A 19196-nucleotide genomic window follows, 5' to 3' on the forward strand; every position below is an offset into this window, starting at 1 on the left:
ATATTAACGTTTTAAAAATATGTTTTAACGGTCGATTAACATGGCAATTTATAACCTACCAATATATTTGGCATAATTCGAAGTCTATTCCGACAGGCTTCGGTCCCAATACATTTTATGATCTATCGATTTCTCACATTTCTGGGTATATTTCTCCTAATTTGTGGATGCAATCATTCAAATTCCAATGATGATTCCATCTACATAGGTGGGCAAATTCAAAATCCTGAAACCGATTATATCGTATTAAGTCGTTCGAATAAGTCTTTTGATACTTTATATTTAAACCGCAGAAATCAATTCGGCAAACGTTACGACACCCTTTCTGAAGGTATTTATGCATTTAAACATATGCCTGAAAGTCAGATCATGTACCTTGAACCAGGCGATAGTGTCCTTATTTATGTTAATACGATCGATTTCGACAACACCTTAAACTTTAGTGGAAAAGGTTCAGAAAAAAGCAGTTTTTTACTGGATATGTTTTTGAAGAATCAGAAGGATAATAATCTTATTCTTAAATATTATAAAATCCCCCCAGAAGACTTCGCTGTTATAACCGATTCTATTAAAGAAAAAAGAATTAAAGACTTAGAAGAACTAAGTGATCGTGCAGACTTTTCAGAAGAATTTTTTGAGATTGCAAGATCAACCATTGACTATGAATATTATGACCTGAGAGAGCGCTATAGCCTTTTGATCCATAAATATTATAAAAGACTGGCTGATGATTTTCCTGATTCCTTCTTTAAATATAGAGAAGATATCAATTTCAGTGATTCCAAATTGGAAGATTACTACGTTTATACGAATCTTATCGATGATTATCTGAAGAATAAATCGATCCAGCGTTGTACGAAAGATGAAAACGATCATCCCGATTGTTTTAATTTGAACAGTTTCAAGAATATGGCCAGGAGAATGGAATTAATAGATTCCATCTCTACCCTACGCACATTAAAAAATGAGTTTATAGACCGGCTTGCCCAACAAAGTATTACCAAAGCTGAAAATGATAACCGTATAGACTCCATTCTTCAATTATTAAAAAGGATAGAATATTCTAAATATCAGGAGGCGGTAGATCTGGCTGATATGCAAAAGAGCTATTTTAAAGGTTCAAGTCTAAGCGAAATCAAGATAACTAATGCTCAGGGGGAATTAACAAGTTGGGGGGAAGTGATAAACAAACCTACCGTAAATTATGCGTGGTCTTTATATTCGCCTGCCCACCATCGCTGGCAACATAAAATTATTCGAGATCTAAGGATCAAATATCCGGAGATTGAATTTAATGGTATCAATCTGGATATGGGAGAGCGGGAAGAATGGTTAAGGACTTTAGAAACTTTCGACTATGATAAGGCATCGGAATACCAGATTTCTAACCGCTTAAATAGCAAAGTATCTTATAAAAAATACCTCAATAAAGTTCTTCTGGTGAATCCTGACGGAACTATTGCCGTTGGAGACACACAGTTTGGAACTCCGGAGTTCGAGATTGAACTTCAAAAATTTATTAAAGAACAAAAAAGCCACATGTAAGTGGCTTTTCTTTTCTGAAGTTGATATTTTTTATTGATTGCCTTTTTTATAATCTGCCAGGAATTTCTCCAAACCACTATCGGTTAAAGGGTGATTTAGCAATCCTTCTATAGAAGAAAGCGGCCCGGTCATCACATCTGCACCTAATTTGGCACATTCGATAACATGCATGGTATGTCTTATGGAAGCGGCCAGGATTTGGGTTTCAAAACCATAATTATCATAGATCAAACGAATATCTGCAATTAGGTTTAAACCATCTGTGGAAATATCATCCAGTCTTCCAATAAATGGTGATACATATGTGGCACCTGCCTTAGCTGCCAGTAAGGCTTGACCCGCTGAAAAAACAAGCGTACAATTCGTCTTGATTTCTTTATCACTGAAATATTTTAAGGCCTTTACCCCTTCCTTGATCATAGGAACTTTCACGATGATTTGCTCGTGTAGTTCAGCAAGCTCTTCACCTTCCCTTACAATACCATCAAAATCTGTCGCAATAACTTCAGCACTCACATCCCCATCTACCAGTTCACAAATTTTGGTGTAATGCTTAAAAATGTTGTCTTTCCCGGTAATCCCTTCTTTCGCCATTAGAGAAGGATTTGTGGTAACGCCATCTAATACACCTAAATCCTGGGCTTCTTTAATTTGATCAAGATTTGCGGTATCTATAAAAAATTTCATAATAAGTTTATTTTAAGTTTTTATTTCGTAAAATTCAAAATTACAATTTATAGTGTTTCAACAACATTTTCTCATACATTTTATCGGGAAGAATCCCCTTAAGCCTTACGGAGAATTTCTGAAGCCACTCCCCTACTTTATAATGTACTGCCGGCTCTTCAGTTTGAATAACTTCGTAAACTGCTTTGGCCATAATATCAGGATCCTTTCCCGCATCCACATGCTCATTCATGATCTCCAGGGTTTTACCGTAATCTTTTTTATATGGCGAAGAATTCAGCAATGGCGCATGATATCTTCCGGCAGCAATATTGGTAGCAAAATCTCCTGGAGCGATATTGGTCATTTTGATGTTGAATTGTTTTAACTCCATACGATAAGCCTCTGTGGTGATAGCCAAAGCACCTTTCGTGGCCGAATAAATTCCGCGGTATGGAAGACCCATATATCCGGCAATAGAAGTAATATTAATGATCAATCCTACATTTTGATTACGCATTACCGGTAAAACATGTTTGATCATATTAAGTGGACCGAAATAATTGGTCTCAAAAGCTTTTTTGATTTCATCTTCAGGAGTTTCTTCGATAGGGCCAGTAATGCCAACCCCGGCGTTATTGATCAAAACATCAATTTGCCCTTCTTTTTCGACTATGCTAGAAATTGCTGATTTTATGGTGTTCTCTTCCGTAACATCCAGTGGTATAAGACTAAAATGTAACGAAGTATCGGGTTTTGGGTTTCGGCTGGTTCCATAAACCATAAATCCTTTTTCAGCTAAATAGTTGGCAATAGATTTACCAATCCCTGAAGAAGCACCAGTTATAAAAACTACCTTTTTTGAAGATTTTCCTTGAGCCATATCGCACAAATATGCAATAAATTTAGGAATTGTGTAGAAACAAAAAATGGCAAGCGACCCACATCACACCGCTACGACCGCCTACCCTTGCTGCGTTCCCGCCCTGGGGGATTCAGCAGGAGCTGGTTGTGTGGGACTTGCCGGTGCAAATATACAATCTTTGTATGTTTAGGCAAGGATTTTTTTAGGTGAATTGGCTATTTTAGCGACCTAATTAATCCCATGTGATGAAGAAATTTTTTAACTTCCTGTTACTCTTAATTTTAAACCTTTTTATTTTTTCCTGCGGAAGTAATTCCGGTAAGAATAAATCTGATTTTTCTTTAAAAATCGATGGAAAAACAACTATTGTCAATAACGAAACCCTAACTTTTTCCATCAAAAATGATCAGCAAAAAACAGTAGATTCTGTAGCGGTATTTATTGGCAAGGATTATATGTCTTCTTCAAGAAAGTTGGATCACATTCAGTTAGACCTTAATAAAGCGAAACTTGGAAATCAATCCTTAACTGCAATAGTTTATTATGAAGGGAAAAAAGATAGTTTAAAAAAGGATCTAAAAATTTTAAACAATGTTGCTCCTAAAATTTACACCTACGAAATTATAAATACTTATCCGCATGATGTTGAAGCGTATACGCAGGGATTTGAATTTCATGGTGACACCCTTTATGAAAGTATTGGGCAATATGGAAAATCTAAATTGAGAAAAGTACAGCTTAAAGACGGGAAAGTGCTGGAGGAGATAAAAATAGATGAGCAGTATTTTGCAGAAGGCCTCACGATCTTGAATGACAAATTGTATCAGCTTACCTGGAAAGAAGGTATAGGATTTATTTATAATCTGAATGATTTCAAAAAAACCGGCAGTTTCGCCTATAATCAAAGTGAAGAAGGATGGGGTTTATGCAATGATGGCCAAAAAATCTATAAAAGTGACGGCACAGAAAAGATCTGGATCCTTAATCCAGAAAACATGACGGAAACCTATTATATCCAGCCAACCACCAATACTTCAGTAAAATCTAAATTCAACGAGCTGGAATGGATCCAGGGGAAAATTTATGCAAATACCTACCAATTCCCAAGCGTAGCCATCATCAATCCTAAAAATGGGGCGATAGAAGGCTTGATCAATTTTAAAGGTCTTATAGATGAAATTGGCAATAAATCCAGCCTCGATACCAATAATGATGTTTTAAACGGAATCGCTTATAAACCGGAAACCGATCAGATCTTTGTCACCGGAAAAAGGTGGGATACAGTTTTCGAAATTAGACTTATCGAAAAATAATGGAGGTAAATCCCGATATTTACGAAAAGACCCTTACTGTCGAAAAATCACATTTAGATAATCAGCAGCATGTGAATAATGTACAGTTTGTGCAATGGGTACAGGATGTTGCAGAAGAAGATTGGGAATCGCGCGCTACGGAAGAGCAAAAAAAAGATTTTTTCTGGATCGTGGTAAAACATGAGATCGATTATAAAAAACAGGCTTTTCTAACTGACCAGCTTTCCATGCAAACCTATGTTGATGAAACCACGCATGTGACTTCACAAAGACATGTGATCATTAAAAATATAGAAAATGGGCAGGTGATCTTGGAAGCAAAAACGATTTGGTGCTTAATGCATGCTGGAACTAAAAAACCCGCAAAGATTTCAGCAGAAATGATCAGCCTGTTTCAGAAATAAGTTGGAAGTTAGAGGCTAGATGCTGGAAAATTTCGAATTCAAAATTCAAAATCTGAAACTTTGAACTTTGAACTTTAAATTACCCTACATCTTAAAAAGTGGCCTTCCCTCCATCAAACTATGAACTTCTTCTTTTACTGCTTCCAGTTCCGTTTCATTGTCGATATTTTGGATCACGCGATCGATAAGATCTACCACGGTTTTCATATCAGCTGCTTTTAAACCACGGGTGGTGATTGCCGCCGTGCCAATGCGAATTCCTGAAGTCACAAAAGGTGATTTATCATCAAAAGGAACCATGTTTTTATTCACGGTAATTTCAGCTTTACCTAAAGCTTCCTCCGCTTCTTTTCCACTCACATTTTTATTCCGAAGATCGATCAGCATCATATGATTATCGGTTCCGCCGGATATGATATCATAGCCTTTGTCCACAAATTCTTTGGCCATGACTTCCGCATTTTTCTTTACCTGTACGGTGTAATGCAAAAATTCTTCCGTAAGCGCTTCGCCAAAAGCCACCGCTTTAGCCGCGATAATATGCTCGAGGGGTCCTCCCTGATTTCCGGGAAAAATCCCTGAATTCAGCATTGCGGACATCATTTTTGGATTTCCATTTTTCAATTTTTCACCAAAGGGATTTTCAAAATCCTTGCCCATTAAGATAATTCCTCCTCTTGGCCCACGTAAGGTTTTATGTGTAGTTGATGAAACAATATGGCAATGTGGTAAAGGATCACTTAATAGACCCTTGGCGATCAAGCCCGCAGGATGGGCAATATCAGCAAATAATATTGCTCCAACGCTATCTGCGATTTCCCTAAATCTTTTATAATCGATCTCACGCGAATAAGCTGAAGCTCCCGCGATAATCATTTTTGGTTTTTCTTTTTTGGCCAGTTCTGCAATTTTATCATAATCCAGCCTACCGGTCTCCTTCTCTACCCCGTAAAAAACAGGATTGTACAATCTCCCTGAGAAATTCACCGGGGAACCATGTGTTAAATGTCCGCCATGCGCCAGATCAAAACCAAGGAATTTGTCCCCCGGCTTCAAGCAGGTATGGAAAACTGCCGTATTTGCCTGTGAACCGGAATGTGGTTGCACATTCGCATATTCTGCTCCAAATAATTCCTTTAATCTATCAATGGCAAGTTGTTCAACCTTATCTACCACCTCACAACCACCATAGTAGCGCTTTCCGGGGTAGCCTTCAGCATATTTATTGGTTAAGACAGATCCTGCTGCTTCAAGCACAGCATCACTTACAAAATTTTCACTTGCAATAAGTTCTAATCCATTTAGTTGGCGCTCTTTCTCCTGCGCAATTAGATCAAAAATCTGAGAGTCTCGTTGCATCACTATTTTTTACGTTAAATATTCGACAAAAGTAGCAAATACATTCGGTTAATTACATTAAAATAATATATTTGGATGAATAGATTTTAACAAAAAACCAACATTTCATATGCCTATTACAGCAAACGATCCAAAAAGAAAAACCTGGCTGGAAATTCCGGAAGACACCGATTTTCCTATCCAAAACATTCCTTTTGGGGTATTCCTTACCCGTGATGATGTAATAACTATAGGAACCAGAATTGGCGATTACGCCATAGACCTTGGGGCTCTCCATCAACTGGGTTATTTCGAAGGAATTCCTTTAACCGATGATATTTTTTTACAGGATACCCTGAATGATTTTATTTCTGACGGAAAAAAGACCTGGCGCCTGGTTAGAAATAGAATTGCTGAAATTTTTGACGAAAAAAACACAAAGCTAAAAGACCATAAAGATCATCGTAATACCGTGCTTTTTACTTTAGATGAAATTGAAATGCAACTGCCTGTACAGGTAGGAGATTATACCGATTTTTATTCTTCTAAAGAACACGCCACGAATGTAGGAACCATGTTCCGTGATCCCGATAATGCCTTGTTGCCAAACTGGCTTCATATTCCGGTAGGTTATCACGGAAGAAGTTCTTCCATTATTCCCAGCGGAATTCCGGTGCATAGACCACAAGGACAAACCATGCCTGCTGGTGCTACTGAACCTGTCTTTGGCCCTTCCAAATTAGTGGATTTTGAACTGGAAATGGCCTTTATCACCACAGATGCCAATCATCTTGGTGAACCTATTCCGGTTGATGAGGCTGAAGAGTATATTTTCGGGATGGTATTGTTTAATGACTGGAGTGCCAGGGATATCCAAAAATGGGAGTATGTGCCCTTAGGGCCATTTTTAGCAAAGAATTTTGCCTCATCCATTTCTCCATGGATTGTCACTATGGATGCTTTGGAACCCTTCAGAATTAAAAGCCCCGAGCCGGAAAAAGAATTATTGCCATACCTAAAATTTTCAGGAAAGAAAAGTTTTGATATTCATTTAGAAGTTTCCATTCAGCCGGAGGACAAAGAAGAAACGGTGGTGAGTAAATCTAATTTCAAACATATGTACTGGAATATGAGTCAGCAACTTGCGCATCATACCATTAATGGTTGCCCGGTAAATTCAGGGGATATGATGGGTTCAGGAACAATTTCAGGACCTACCCCAGACACATATGGATCGATGCTGGAACTTTCCTGGCGCGGTGAAAAACCCATAAAATTGAAAGATGGCTCGGAACGAAAATTTATTCAGGATAATGATACAGTAATCATGCGTGGATACTGTAAAGGAAAAGACAGGCGTATAGGCTTTGGAGAAGTAAGCACCAAACTCCTCCCTGTATTTCAACCGAAAAAGAAATAATTTATTTGATAAAAAGCCCGGTAGAAAACCGGGCTTTTTATCTTCAATATTTTGAGTCAGGCTGAACTTGTTTCAGCTTCTTGATTTTTTATTTTACATCTTTGTAGATCCTGACACAAGTTCAGGATGACAACTCGGAAATTAAACCAGTTCTTTCAATTTATTTGCTGAAATAGCCTGGTGAGAAGAATGGTGCACTACTTCCCTATTTTTTAGAACGATCAACTGCGGACTTTCATGTCTTACCCTAAATTTTTCTGCAATGGCGTTGGAAATATCTCTGTGAGATTTTAAGTCTAAAAAGTAAAGATCTATAGCTTCGTCCTTATCCAGATCATAATCTGATTCGAACATTTTTAAAACCATTCTGCTAATCCCACAGGTAGTGGAATGTTTCAAAATAGCTACGGTCCTTTCTTCAGACCTGTTCTCAATCTCATCCAACTGATCTATAGAATTAAGATCAATCCACGGAGTTTTGTTCTTCATTTCCTGGTTATCTTTCTTTTCAGCATTGAACATTTTATCAAATAATCCCATTTCTTTTTTTGCGAAGATAAAAGTTTAATCACGAATATTGAAATGAAATAAATGCTTCATTAATTTTTAGAAAGAATTGTGACCATGGATTTAAATTCATTTCCATTTTATTCCATATATTATTTATGCAATTAGTTTAATGATAATGATCTATACAGGTTCTTTATAGGATGCTATTCCCCATCTTAAAATCGAGCTTATAATCAAATTAGCATTATTCTCATTAAATTAATATAAACTGCCTTTTTGTCTTTAAAAACCGCATCGTGTCTGACTTTATGGCATTTTAAGGAGCTGGTATATAAATTGAATTATGGAATTAAAAATTTAGAAAATGAACTTTAATAATTTTACTATAAAATCACAGGAGGCTATTCAGCAGGCACAGCAGCTTGCGCAGGAGATGGGCCACCAGCAAATAGAAAACGAGCATATTTTCAAAGCCATGATGATGGTAGATGAAAATGTGATCCCATTTTTGCTGAAAAAACTGAACATTAACGTAAATCTTTTTTCTCAAATTCTCGATAGGAATTTAGAAAGTTTTCCGAAGGTGAGCGGAGGCGATATCATGCTTTCCCGGGAAGCTTCCAAAACGGTAAATGAAGCTTCTACTATTGCCAAAAAGATGAACGATGAATATGTTTCCATAGAGCATTTAGTCCTGGCAATCTTCAAATCTTCCAGTAAAGTAGCACAGGTTTTAAAAGATCAGGGCGCTACTGAGAAAGGTTTGCGAGCTGCAATAGATGAGTTACGCCAGGGGGATAGGGTGACTTCCCAAAGCGCAGAAGAAACTTACAATTCCCTGGATAAATATGCACGTAACCTGAATAAACTTGCGGAGGAAGGAAAACTGGACCCCGTAATTGGTCGGGATGAAGAGATTCGCAGAATTTTACAAATCCTCTCCAGAAGGACTAAAAATAATCCCATGCTGGTTGGTGAACCCGGAACCGGGAAAACTGCCATTGCTGAAGGATTGGCCCATAGAATTGTAGATGGGGATATTCCGGAAAACCTAAAAGATAAGAGGATTTATTCCCTGGATATGGGGGCACTTATCGCCGGGGCTAAATACAAAGGTGAATTTGAGGAACGATTGAAAGCCGTGATTAAAGAAGTAACCGGCAGCGACGGAAATATTGTTCTTTTTATTGATGAGATCCATACTCTGGTGGGTGCCGGAGGCGGCCAGGGCGCAATGGATGCAGCCAACATTTTAAAACCAGCATTGGCCAGAGGTGAGCTGAGAGCGATTGGAGCGACCACACTGGATGAATATCAGAAATATTTTGAAAAAGATAAAGCCTTGGAGCGACGTTTTCAAAAAGTGATCGTGGAAGAACCAGATGTGGAAAGTGCTATTTCTATCCTCCGCGGAATCAAGGAAAAATATGAAACTCATCATAAAGTAAGGATCAAAGATGAAGCGATTATCGCCGCGGTAGAATTATCGCAACGCTACATAACGAATAGATTTCTGCCAGATAAAGCGATTGACCTGATGGATGAGGCCGCTTCCAAATTAAGAATGGAAATCAATTCCAAACCAGAAGAACTTGATGTTTTGGATCGAAAGATCATGCAGCTGGAAATAGAAATCGAGGCGATTAAACGTGAAAAAGACGAATCTAAATTAAAGTCTTTACGAGCAGATCTTGCTAATCTCAAGGAAGAGCGAAACGATTTGCATGCGCGCTGGATGAGTGAAAAAGAAATTGTAGATAATATTCAGAATACAAAGTCGGATATCGAAAATTTCAAGCTTGAAGCTGAAAGAGCAGAGCGTGAAGGAGATTATGGTAAAGTTGCGGAAATTCGCTACGGAAAAATTAAAGAAGCCCAGGAAAAACTGGAGCAACTTCAAAAACAGGTAGCGGAACAGAAAGATGGAAAATCCTTAATTCAGGAAGAAGTTACTAATGAAGATATTGCCGAAGTGGTGGCAAAATGGACCGGAATTCCGGTAACCAAAATGTTGCAAAGCGATCGCGAGAAATTGCTGCATTTGGAACAGGATTTACATAAACGTGTGGTTGGACAGGAAGAAGCGATCATCGCCGTGAGTGATGCGGTGCGCAGAAGCCGTGCCGGACTACAGGATCAAAACAGGCCAATTGGTTCTTTTTTATTCCTTGGTACTACCGGAGTTGGTAAAACCGAGTTAGCCAAAGCGCTTGCTGAATATTTATTTGATGATGAGTCTGCGATGACCAGGATCGATATGAGTGAATACCAGGAGCGGCATGCCGTGAGTAGATTGGTAGGCGCACCTCCGGGATATGTGGGTTATGATGAAGGGGGACAACTTACGGAAGCCGTTCGAAGAAAACCCTATTCTGTGGTTTTATTAGATGAGATAGAAAAAGCACATCCAGATACTTTTAATATTTTGTTACAAGTGCTGGATGAAGGTCGCTTAACCGATAATAAAGGTCGTGTAGCCGATTTTAAGAATACCATCATCATAATGACTTCGAATATGGGAAGCCATATTATTCAGGAGAAATATGAAACGATTAAGGATGCCGATACTGCAATGGAAGCGGCCAAAGTTGAAGTACTGGGGCTCTTAAAACAAACAGTGCGTCCGGAATTTATCAATAGGATCGACGATATCGTGATGTTTAGTCCGCTTTCTCACAAAAACATAAGACAGATCGTAAAACTTCAGATTAAAGGTGTACAGAAAATGCTGGGGAAACAGGGAATTGTTTTAGATGCTACTGAAGAGGCTATCAATTTTCTTGCTGCGAGGGGATTCGATCCACAATTTGGCGCAAGACCGGTAAAAAGGGTGGTTCAGCGGGAAGTATTGAATAAACTTTCCAAAGAAATCCTTTCCGGGGACATTACAACTGACAGTATTATTCTGCTGGATGAATTTAATGATGAACTGGTTTTTAGAAATCAGGAGCAGTTAGAAGAAAAGAAATAATTTTAGTTTTAATTTAAATAATTCCCCGACGGCTCTGCCTCGGGGATAGTCGATTTCAAGAAATTTTTTATTCAATAAAAAAGGCGATCAAAATTTTGATCGCCTTTTTTAATATATGATGGGTTTCAACTACCATCTATCTATTTCCCTTTTTAACTCTTCTTTGGTCTTACCGGTTTTTTCCTGCATACGACCGAGCATTTCGTCAAATTTTCCTTCGGCATAAGTGAAATCATCATCAGTAATACTTCCGTATTTCTGTTTGAATTCTCCTTTAATTTGTTTCCACTTACCTTCTAATTGATCATCATTCATAACTTTTGATTTATTGTTGTATCCTAAATTACTATTATCAAACTTTAAGCATTCCTAAGAATCTCACATAATTATCTTAAACAATTGTTATTTTTGAATTTATGAAAATATATCTTTTAATAATTTTATTGGTATCGCTTTCAGGCTGTGGGGTTTCCAGGAAAGTTCATACGGAAGATATTGAAATTAAATTTCTGGATGAATATGTACTCAAGCCTACGGAAGTTCAATTTGAAGAAACCAAAATTGGCGGACTTTCCGGAATTGACTATTTTCAGGGCAATTATTATTTAGTTTGTGATGATTCCTCCCTTCCACGAATTTATAAATTACAGATTGACATTTTCAATAATAAGATAGATATCATAAGATTTTCCGAAGTGTTAAAAATTGAAAAAACAACGCATCGGGTTTTAGACCTTGAAGGGATTCGTGTGTTGGAAAACGGCAATTTTATCGTGAGCAGCGAGGGTCTAATTTCCAACCAAAATGATCCGGGAATCTATATTATTTCTACAGAAGGTAAGATTGAAAATCAGTTCAAAATTCCTGCTCATTTTACCGCCGAAGGTAAACAACATCCAAGAAATAACGGTGTTTTTGAAGGATTATCGAAAAGCGCTGATGGATTGGGATACTGGGTGGCTACTGAAACCGTCCTGGAAAAAGATGGTTCCAAATCTAAGGTGTTCCCCACAAAAACGCCTGTTAGAATTACCAAATATGATCTGGAAGGAAATGCGGTCAAGGAATTTGCCTATAACCTTGACGGGATTGCCAAATTGCCCATTAATTACTTCGCCGTAAATGGAGCGGTTGAGATTATTGAATATGAACCGGATCAATTTCTAATCATGGAAAGGTCCTATTCCGCAGGTTATGGTTCTCACGGAAACACCATAAAAATCTTTAGCGTAAATGCCGAAAATGCTACCAATATTCTCAACCTGGAACAATTGAAAGGAGAAAAATACAGGTTTGCAGAGAAGCAACTTCGGTTTAATTTTAAAAAGGTAAAAAAGCAACTTACCAATAAAATAATCGATAATATTGAAGGGATGACGCTGGGGCCAAAACTTGAGAATGGCCAACAAAGTTTGATATTGGTTTCCGATAATAACTTTAATTCCTTTGTGAAGCAATTGAACCAGTTTATATTACTTCAGATAAAATTCAAAAAATAATATGAAAAAGCTCCTCTTAATTTTACTCGTTGCCTTCAGTTCATGTACAAATGTCCAGAAAGAAGCTTCCGAAGAGATCACCACCTACTATTTGATCAGGCATGCGGAAAAGGATCGCAGTGATCCTACAAATGAAGATCCGGAATTAAATGCTGAAGGTATGGAAAGAGCGAATAAATGGGCCGAAGTTTTTGATGCGGTAAAATTTGACGCCATTTATAGTACTCCCTATAAAAGAACCATGCAAACCGCTATGCCCACAGCTAATTCAAAAAAATTAAAAAATTTGGGTTATGACCCGAATAAATTATTTGATCAGGATTTTGAAGCTGGGACTAAAGGGAAAACGATCCTGGTGGTAGGTCATAGTAATACCACTCCCATGTTTGTAAATGCTATTTTAGGAGATTCCGTTTATGAAAATATAGACGATTCGCAGAATGGCGCTTTATTTATCGTGGAGATACTTCCTGACGGGAAAAAGACACATAAAGTCTTGTACATTAATTAGCGGCCAATTTTTACTTTAATATCTTCAGTTATAATATCTGAAACCTTATCAAGATCATTGGTTTCAAAAAGACTATCCAGGGCCTTTAATGGGGTTTCCAGTTTACGATATTTATAATTTTCGTAATCAACAAATTTAATTCCTTCAATTATTCTTGGATTTACCGCTTTTCTGAACCGTATTCCGCCGTCATTAACCTCAAAATTATAAGCAAGATAATCGATACTATAATCCTGCGTATCGATCCAGTAAACATATTCATCCTCATGATCTGTACCACCACCCTTCTCTGAAAAGGTAACTTCAATTTCGTAATATTCCTTATCAAAAATACTGTCTTTCCCCAACAATTTTTTATTCGCCGCGGGAGCATCCAATCCAAATGGAATCAGTACAAAATAATGCACGGAATTTACCGAATTGCTTATAGGCATTACCAGAGAATCTGCTACTTCTACCACAGAATCATTTACCATCCTTTCCAAACCAACATTGCTCAATTTATCTACTATCGTATCTCCAATAGAATCGATCATGGTTCGCTCGTATAAAAACTTTCCGCCTCTGCGGATACTTCGGTAATTTCTATTTCTAAAGGTGAAGGAAATTTCAGCGTTGGAATAAAGATCCCCGCCGGTATTTTCAATTGCTTTGTTAACAATTTCCTGTGCACTTGGATCTTTAGATTTTTTTGAGCAGGCTATAAAAGCTAAAAGTAAAAACAGGGGGAATAACTTTTTCATAAAATACGATCTCGGAGCACAAATATAGAAATTTAAGCCCTATTCAGAGAAGTTTTAAATTCGCATTAGGAAATTTTTAGACGAAAGCTTGTATTTTTGTGGGCGTATGAAGAATGCCATTAATATTAGGAATAGGAAAGCGAAGTTCAATTTCGAATTTTTAGATAAATATATTGCCGGGATAAAACTTGCCGGAACCGAAATTAAAGCGATCCGTCAGGGAAAAGCCAGTATTACCGAAAGCTTTTGTGAATTCCATAATGGGGAACTTTTCGTGATCAATATGCATATCGAAGAATATTCCCATGCTACCCATTTTAACCACAATCCCAAAAGTGAACGCAAGCTTCTGCTTCAAAAACGAGAATTAAGAAAGCTGGAAAAAGAAGTTACCAATTCAGGATTAACCATTATTCCGCTTAAAGTATTCATCAATGACCGTGGTTTAGCCAAAATGCAGATCACCCTGGCCAAAGGAAAAAAAGTATTTGATAAACGCGAAACGATTAAAGACCGTGATAATAAGCGTAGAATGGATAGAATCAAGAAGGAGTATAAGTAATATTTACATTTTTACGTTATTTAGCAATAAAACCGCGCTATGAATAGAATAATTGGATTGGGCCTTTTGATATTACTTTCCTCGTGTGCTCATGACCGTATCGAGTCGAATGCCAATTTTAAAACCATGATGATCAAAAGTTCAGGAGAAATTGAGACCACTCCAGACATGGCGGAATTCACTATTTATCTTAATTGTTTGAAACCTACGGTGAAAGGGGCCAAACAATGTCTTGTTGATGAATCAAATGCTTTAACGCAAAGCTTATTGGATTATGGAATTGATAAGGAAGATCTTTTAACCACCGCGATCTCCATGAATAAAAGTTATAGATGGGCAAATAATTCTCAGGTTTTCCAGGGGTATAACAGTGCTACCTCTATTAATGTAAAGGTGAAAGACCTGGATAAACTGGATGAAATTTATTCGGAATTGTTAGAAAATAGAAATCTTAATTTAAACGGATTGAGCTATTCTCATTCCAAACTGGATAGCCTTGAAAATAAAGCTTATATCAAAGCTTTTCACAAAGCCGAAGTGCTGGCTAAAAAATTAATAGCTGAAATTCCTGAAGAAGATTTGGAACTATTAAAAATCGGGAATGTTTCTATAACCTCATCACTTCCCAATAATCGCGGTGCGAGTAGTGATGCCGCTATGGCTGAGGTTGCCGAACAATCAGCAGGCAATTCTATTTCAATCAATACTGGAAATGTACGGGTAAATGCCACCTTATATGTTGAATTTCATATAAAATAGGCCCTGTACCTCTTAATATTAAACCCCCTCTATGTTTAAAAACTTTTTTTGCATTCTCTTTCTTGTTATTAATTTTCAAAGCTTTTCCCAGGTTACGGGAAAGGTAAGTAACGAAGAAGGTGAACCACTTCCCTACGTTAATATTTATACCGAAAATGGAAACATAGGCACGACCACAAATGCTGAAGGTTTTTATGAATTAAAACTGAATACGACCGGGGACCACACCCTAATCTTTCAATTTTTAGGATATAAAACGATCAAAAAAAAGGTATCTATTGAAAAGTTTCCTTTTGAACAAAATGCCACCCTCTTTGCTGAAAGTACTTCTCTCAATGAAATTACCGTAGATGCAAATGAAAATCCTGCCAATAGAATTATCAGGCAGGCGATAAATTTTAGGGAAATTAACGCTGAAAAACTGGCTTCATTTACCGCCGACTTTTACTCTCGCGGATTGTGGCGCATTGAGAATGCCCCGGAAAAAATTCTCGGTCAGGATATTGGTGATTTAGGTGGCGGGCTGGATTCTACAAGAAGTGGGATTGTTTATTTAAGTGAAACTATTTCAGAAATTGCCTTTCAAAAACCAGATGATTTTAAAGAAAAGATCATTGCTTCCAAAGTGAGTGGTAACGATAATGGCTTCAGTTTAAATTCCGCCCAGGAAGCCTATTTTTCATTTTATGAGAACACGCTGGAAATAAACAGTGAAATGGTTTCTCCCATCGCCGAATATGCTTTCAATTATTACAAGTATCAGCTTGAAGGAGTTTTTTATGACAATCAGGGAAATCTAATCAATAAAATTAGAGTGGTTCCCAGGCGGGAGAACGATCGCGTTTTTTCGGGCTTGATTTATATTGTCGAAGACCTTTGGCAAATTTATGGGGTAGAACTTTCTACTACAGGAAAAGCGCTTCAAATCCCTCCTGTTGAAGAAATTGTCTTTACTCAAAACTATAAATATTCGCCTGAAAATGAACTTTATATTCAAATTTCGCAGGCGGTTGATTTTAGTTTTAAAATGTTTGGGTTTGGGGGAAATGGAAGGTTTACAGCGGTGTACAGTAATTATAATTTTCAGCCTGATTTCAACGCTAAAAGTTTCGGGAAAGAAATCCTGAGTTTTGGCGATGCAGCAAATAAAAAGGATTCAATTTACTGGGAAGAAATTCGACCTGTACCCTTAACTACCGAGGAGATTGAAGATTATGTAAAAAAAGACAGTATTCAGATAGTACGCGATTCCAAACCTTATAAGGATTCCATCGATCACGTTCGGAATAAATTTGGCTTAACCGATGTTTTGTTTGGTTATACGTATCAAAATTCCTGGAAGAACCGATATTTCTCAATAGGCGCGCCAATTACCGGGATAGCTTTTAATACAGTGCAGGGTTGGAACACCAATATTGATCTTACGTATTCACAGCGTACCGGTGAGGATCAGGAAAATTACTGGCAACTATCCTCTAATATGAGCTATGGTTTAAGCGAGGAACGATTTAGGATCAGCGGAGGTTTCAGAAAGAAATTTAATAATTTTACCCGCCCCTTATTGGAGATCGAAGGTGGTGTGAAAACAGCACAGATCAATAATTTGCTGCCTATTTCCCCTCTTCTCAATAATATCACGACAATTTTCTTTGAACAAAATTACCTAAAACTCTATGAGCTTGGATACGCGAAAATTGGCTATGGGCAGGAAATCTTTACAGGATTGCGCTTAAATTCCCGAATGAGTTGGGAGAATAGAAAAGCGCTCGTGAATCATACCAATCATGTTTTTATTGATCGGGAGGATAAAATGTATACTTCAAATAATCCCTTGCAGCCGGATAATTTTGGCAGTTTAGCTTTTGCTGAACATGATATAATGAAGTTTGGTTTATCAGGGCTTGTAGTTTTTGGGCAAAAATACATGAGTTATCCTAATGGCAAATACAACGTTTATACAAACAAATATCCCCGGCTAAACTTTGGCTGGGAAAAAGCTTTTGCTGCCAGTATCGACGATTACAATTTTGATCTTTTTACTGCGGAAGCACGCCAAACCCTGAAATTAGGTAACAAAGGTTCCTTTAGTTATAAAATAAATGGCGGAATTTTCTCTAACGCCGAAGATATTAGCCTGGTAGATTATAAACATTTCGATGCAAATCAAACCAGGATTGGTTTTGGAAGTTATGTGGGTAAATTTAACCTGATGCCCTATTATCAATTTAGCACCAACCGGAATTTTGCTGAATTTCACGCGGAGCACGATTTCCAGGGTTGGGTTTTGGGAAAAATGCCTTTGATCAATAAGCTTAATTTAAATTTAATCGTTGGAGCGCATCGATTGTCTACAGCAGGTACAAATCCTTATTCAGAATATTCGGTAGGAGTTGATAATCTTGGTTTTGGGAAATTCCGGGTATTGAGATTAGACTATGTCATTTCTGAATTTAATGGAAATCGAGATGGCTCCTTTGTTTTCGGACTAAAATTTTAATAAAAAAGGTCTAAAATTGTCGCCAGGCTGAACTCGTTTCAGCTTCTACCTGGTTAATTTTAAATTCAATGAGATCTTGAAATAAGCCACGATGGACTGAAAGTCCATCGTTTTAAAATAAAAAAATAAAATTCTTTTTAAAGTTAGCAACTCATTCCGAACGAAGTGAGGAATCTCATAGAGAGACTGCTTCGCTCTGCTCGCAGTGACGTTCAAATTTACTTCGCTCCGCTACCATTGACGTATTTTTATTTGGTTACGTATTGGAGGACCCTGAAACCAGTTCAGGGTGACGATGCTGGTTTTTAAAATTGCCGTCATGCTGAACTTGTTTCAGCATCTCCCCTTAGATCTTCTAAAAAATACGTCGATTTTCTACGCTAGATAATTTTTTTATCATGGGTCTCAGGATGACGCTTTTTTAGATTTTTTAGACCTTTTTAATATTTTTACAAGGCTTAGAATACTATTCTTCTTCGTCTTTATCTTTAGGTTTAGAATCTTTTTTCTCTTCAGTTTCGTCTTCTTTAGAGAAATCGGTAAAATCATTTTCAACCAATAAATTATACCATTGCAACATTTTCTTCATATCGCTGGCATAAACGCGATCTTCGTCATAATCTGGCAGTACTTCAGAAAAATAATTTTCCATCTCCTTTTTTGAAGCTTTGTGACTTAATGCCTTTTCCCCGTTTTCCTTTTCTTTGATCTTTTTAAAAACCTCACCAAGGGGTACTTCTTCCGTATAGGTATAGATGGCGATTTCACTTAAAATGCTCACATTGTGACGCATGTTTACAGCAATCTTCTTACCATCCAGCATCGATTTTGCAATAAACCCTCCTCGGGTTTGAGCAGTTAATTCATAAAGTCCCGGTTTTCCGGAAATGGCCAGAATTTTATCTAATCCCATATTCAATTTTTTAAGTGGCAAATATCAATTGCCCTGTTCAATTATCAAAAACATTAACGCCCTTTTTTCATATTAGGAAAGCGCATCTTATAATCCACATCTATTTTTCCTTTGGAAATATTGGCGAGTTTGCCTTTGATCAGTCTTTTTTTCAAACTGGAAAGCTTATCTGTAAATAAAATTCCCTCGATATGATCATATTCGTGCTGGATCACCCTGGCGGCGAGTCCGCTAAAAGAATCTGTATGTTTTACCCACTGTTCATCAAAGTATTCAATGCTAATAACAGGTTTTCTGAAAACATCTTCGCGAACATCGGGGATACTTAAACAGCCTTCATTAAAAGCCCACTCTTCGCCTTCTTCTTTCAGAATTTTTGGATTGATAAAGACCTTACGCATATTCTTAAGACTTTCGCGCTCTTCCTCCTCCAGTTCCTCATCTTCACTAAAGGGTGCAGGATCAATCACGAACATGCTAATGGGTAGTCCAATTTGCGGAGCCGCAAGACCTACCCCACTGGCATTGAACATGGTATCCCACATATTATTCACCAATTCATCCAGTTTTGGATACTCCTTTTCAATGTTTTTAGCCTTCTTTTTTAATACCGGATCCCCGTAGGCAACTATAGGTACGATCATTTTAAATTGAATATTTTATAGTGCAAATTTAATAAT

General features: G+C 37.4%; 18 protein-coding genes and 1 other RNA gene. 10 read left to right on the top strand and 9 right to left on the bottom strand.

The genetic code is table 11. The features are described 5' to 3' along the window. The first annotated feature begins 117 nt into the window (after positions 1-117). Positions 118-1545 (top strand): hypothetical protein, encoded by a 1428-nt coding sequence (locus tag DHD80_RS00770; RefSeq protein WP_251738973.1) that lies wholly within the window; start codon positions 118-120, stop codon positions 1543-1545. Between the two features lie 30 nt (positions 1546-1575). Here the strand turns inward: DHD80_RS00770 and fsa are convergent, their stop codons facing one another. The 3 genes from fsa to ffs all read right to left on the bottom strand — a co-directional run bounded on the left by fsa (position 1576) and on the right by ffs (position 3237). After that, on the bottom strand, positions 1576-2232 hold the full coding sequence (gene fsa, locus DHD80_RS00775; protein ID WP_251738974.1) for a fructose-6-phosphate aldolase: 657 nt from the start codon (positions 2230-2232) through the stop codon (positions 1576-1578). A 40-nt stretch (positions 2233-2272) separates the two neighbouring features. After that, positions 2273-3094 carry an SDR family oxidoreductase gene (locus tag DHD80_RS00780; RefSeq protein ID WP_251738975.1) on the bottom strand — a complete coding sequence of 274 codons (822 nt, stop codon included), beginning with the start codon at positions 3092-3094 and terminating at the stop codon, positions 2273-2275. A 44-nt stretch (positions 3095-3138) separates the two neighbouring features. Further along, an RNA gene (gene ffs / locus DHD80_RS00785) (signal recognition particle sRNA small type) lies at positions 3139-3237 on the bottom strand. An 84-nt stretch (positions 3238-3321) separates the two neighbouring features. Between ffs and DHD80_RS00790 the strand changes: the two genes are divergently transcribed. Next, a complete protein-coding gene (locus DHD80_RS00790; RefSeq protein ID WP_251738976.1) occupies positions 3322-4389 on the top strand; it encodes a glutaminyl-peptide cyclotransferase in 1068 nt (355 codons plus the stop codon). Then, complete coding sequence (locus DHD80_RS00795; protein ID WP_251738977.1) at positions 4389-4793, top strand: acyl-CoA thioesterase; 405 nt, start codon at positions 4389-4391, stop codon at positions 4791-4793. The genes DHD80_RS00790 and DHD80_RS00795 overlap by 1 nt, the downstream gene beginning before the upstream one ends. Before the next feature lie 84 nt (positions 4794-4877). Here DHD80_RS00795 and glyA read toward each other — a convergent pair whose 3' ends face one another. Beyond that, positions 4878-6152 carry a serine hydroxymethyltransferase gene (gene glyA / locus DHD80_RS00800; RefSeq protein ID WP_251738978.1) on the bottom strand — a complete coding sequence of 425 codons (1275 nt, stop codon included), beginning with the start codon at positions 6150-6152 and terminating at the stop codon, positions 4878-4880. Positions 6153-6261: 109 nt separating this feature from the next. Between glyA and fahA the strand changes: the two genes are divergently transcribed. Next, positions 6262-7551 carry a fumarylacetoacetase gene (gene fahA / locus DHD80_RS00805; protein ID WP_251738979.1) on the top strand — a complete coding sequence of 430 codons (1290 nt, stop codon included), beginning with the start codon at positions 6262-6264 and terminating at the stop codon, positions 7549-7551. 141 nt (positions 7552-7692) lie between these two features. On the opposite strand, the gene ytxJ is transcribed toward fahA, so the two are convergent. Then, on the bottom strand, positions 7693-8091 hold the full coding sequence (gene ytxJ, locus DHD80_RS00810) for a bacillithiol system redox-active protein YtxJ (protein ID WP_251738980.1): 399 nt from the start codon (positions 8089-8091) through the stop codon (positions 7693-7695). Positions 8092-8425: 334 nt separating this feature from the next. Between ytxJ and clpB the strand changes: the two genes are divergently transcribed. Beyond that, a complete protein-coding gene (gene clpB / locus DHD80_RS00815) occupies positions 8426-11032 on the top strand; it encodes an ATP-dependent chaperone ClpB (RefSeq protein ID WP_251738981.1) in 2607 nt (868 codons plus the stop codon). 129 nt (positions 11033-11161) lie between these two features. Here clpB and DHD80_RS00820 read toward each other — a convergent pair whose 3' ends face one another. Then, a complete protein-coding gene (locus DHD80_RS00820; RefSeq protein ID WP_251738982.1) occupies positions 11162-11347 on the bottom strand; it encodes a CsbD family protein in 186 nt (61 codons plus the stop codon). A gap of 101 nt (positions 11348-11448) precedes the next feature. Here DHD80_RS00820 and DHD80_RS00825 point away from each other — a divergent pair, with 101 nt between their 5' ends. After that, entirely contained in the window at positions 11449-12531 is a 1083-nt protein-coding gene (locus DHD80_RS00825; RefSeq protein ID WP_251738983.1) for an esterase-like activity of phytase family protein, read from the top strand. Between the two features lies 1 nt (position 12532). Further along, complete coding sequence (locus DHD80_RS00830; RefSeq protein ID WP_251738984.1) at positions 12533-13042, top strand: phosphoglycerate mutase family protein; 510 nt, start codon at positions 12533-12535, stop codon at positions 13040-13042. Here the strand turns inward: DHD80_RS00830 and DHD80_RS00835 are convergent. Continuing rightward, positions 13039-13785, bottom strand: a complete 747-nt coding sequence (locus DHD80_RS00835) for a DUF6503 family protein (protein ID WP_251738985.1) — start codon at positions 13783-13785, stop codon at positions 13039-13041. The two genes, DHD80_RS00830 and DHD80_RS00835, sit on opposite strands and share 4 nt — an antisense overlap. A gap of 106 nt (positions 13786-13891) precedes the next feature. Between DHD80_RS00835 and smpB the strand changes: the two genes are divergently transcribed. From smpB to DHD80_RS00850, 3 genes are read left to right on the top strand one after another with little or no spacing between them, the layout of a single operon-like run. After that, positions 13892-14347: an SsrA-binding protein SmpB gene (gene smpB / locus DHD80_RS00840; protein ID WP_251738986.1), complete on the top strand. Its 456-nt coding sequence runs from the start codon at positions 13892-13894 to the stop codon at positions 14345-14347. Positions 14348-14386: 39 nt separating this feature from the next. After that, positions 14387-15106 (top strand): SIMPL domain-containing protein, encoded by a 720-nt coding sequence (locus tag DHD80_RS00845; protein WP_251738987.1) that lies wholly within the window; start codon positions 14387-14389, stop codon positions 15104-15106. Positions 15107-15137: 31 nt separating this feature from the next. Next, positions 15138-17603 carry a DUF5686 and carboxypeptidase regulatory-like domain-containing protein gene (locus DHD80_RS00850; RefSeq protein ID WP_251738988.1) on the top strand — a complete coding sequence of 822 codons (2466 nt, stop codon included), beginning with the start codon at positions 15138-15140 and terminating at the stop codon, positions 17601-17603. Between the two features lie 466 nt (positions 17604-18069). Here the strand turns inward: DHD80_RS00850 and DHD80_RS00855 are convergent, their stop codons facing one another. Both DHD80_RS00855 and def read right to left on the bottom strand, forming a co-directional pair. Continuing rightward, positions 18070-18516 carry a DUF5606 domain-containing protein gene (locus tag DHD80_RS00855; protein ID WP_251738989.1) on the bottom strand — a complete coding sequence of 149 codons (447 nt, stop codon included), beginning with the start codon at positions 18514-18516 and terminating at the stop codon, positions 18070-18072. A 53-nt stretch (positions 18517-18569) separates the two neighbouring features. Further along, positions 18570-19160 (bottom strand): peptide deformylase, encoded by a 591-nt coding sequence (def, locus tag DHD80_RS00860; RefSeq protein ID WP_251738990.1) that lies wholly within the window; start codon positions 19158-19160, stop codon positions 18570-18572. Positions 19161-19196: the final 36 nt, after the last annotated feature.

The sequence above is a fragment of the Gramella sp. AN32 genome, assembly GCF_023718305.1.
Taxonomy (GTDB): domain Bacteria; phylum Bacteroidota; class Bacteroidia; order Flavobacteriales; family Flavobacteriaceae; genus Christiangramia; species Christiangramia antarctica.

What these genes read in the sequence shown, in the direction of transcription:
- DHD80_RS00770 (WP_251738973.1), top strand. Translation starts at nt 118, where the DNA reads ATGATCTATCGATTTCTCACATTTCTGGGTATATTTCTCCTAATTTGT.
- fsa (WP_251738974.1), bottom strand. Translation starts at nt 2,232, where the DNA reads ATGAAATTTTTTATAGATACCGCAAATCTTGATCAAATTAAAGAAGCC.
- DHD80_RS00780 (WP_251738975.1), bottom strand. Translation starts at nt 3,094, where the DNA reads ATGGCTCAAGGAAAATCTTCAAAAAAGGTAGTTTTTATAACTGGTGCT.
- DHD80_RS00790 (WP_251738976.1), top strand. Translation starts at nt 3,322, where the DNA reads ATGAAGAAATTTTTTAACTTCCTGTTACTCTTAATTTTAAACCTTTTT.
- DHD80_RS00795 (WP_251738977.1), top strand. Translation starts at nt 4,389, where the DNA reads ATGGAGGTAAATCCCGATATTTACGAAAAGACCCTTACTGTCGAAAAA.
- glyA (WP_251738978.1), bottom strand. Translation starts at nt 6,152, where the DNA reads ATGCAACGAGACTCTCAGATTTTTGATCTAATTGCGCAGGAGAAAGAG.
- fahA (WP_251738979.1), top strand. Translation starts at nt 6,262, where the DNA reads ATGCCTATTACAGCAAACGATCCAAAAAGAAAAACCTGGCTGGAAATT.
- ytxJ (WP_251738980.1), bottom strand. Translation starts at nt 8,091, where the DNA reads ATGGGATTATTTGATAAAATGTTCAATGCTGAAAAGAAAGATAACCAG.
- clpB (WP_251738981.1), top strand. Translation starts at nt 8,426, where the DNA reads ATGAACTTTAATAATTTTACTATAAAATCACAGGAGGCTATTCAGCAG.
- DHD80_RS00820 (WP_251738982.1), bottom strand. Translation starts at nt 11,347, where the DNA reads ATGAATGATGATCAATTAGAAGGTAAGTGGAAACAAATTAAAGGAGAA.
- DHD80_RS00825 (WP_251738983.1), top strand. Translation starts at nt 11,449, where the DNA reads ATGAAAATATATCTTTTAATAATTTTATTGGTATCGCTTTCAGGCTGT.
- DHD80_RS00830 (WP_251738984.1), top strand. Translation starts at nt 12,533, where the DNA reads ATGAAAAAGCTCCTCTTAATTTTACTCGTTGCCTTCAGTTCATGTACA.
- DHD80_RS00835 (WP_251738985.1), bottom strand. Translation starts at nt 13,785, where the DNA reads ATGAAAAAGTTATTCCCCCTGTTTTTACTTTTAGCTTTTATAGCCTGC.
- smpB (WP_251738986.1), top strand. Translation starts at nt 13,892, where the DNA reads ATGAAGAATGCCATTAATATTAGGAATAGGAAAGCGAAGTTCAATTTC.
- DHD80_RS00845 (WP_251738987.1), top strand. Translation starts at nt 14,387, where the DNA reads ATGAATAGAATAATTGGATTGGGCCTTTTGATATTACTTTCCTCGTGT.
- DHD80_RS00850 (WP_251738988.1), top strand. Translation starts at nt 15,138, where the DNA reads ATGTTTAAAAACTTTTTTTGCATTCTCTTTCTTGTTATTAATTTTCAA.
- DHD80_RS00855 (WP_251738989.1), bottom strand. Translation starts at nt 18,516, where the DNA reads ATGGGATTAGATAAAATTCTGGCCATTTCCGGAAAACCGGGACTTTAT.
- def (WP_251738990.1), bottom strand. Translation starts at nt 19,160, where the DNA reads ATGATCGTACCTATAGTTGCCTACGGGGATCCGGTATTAAAAAAGAAG.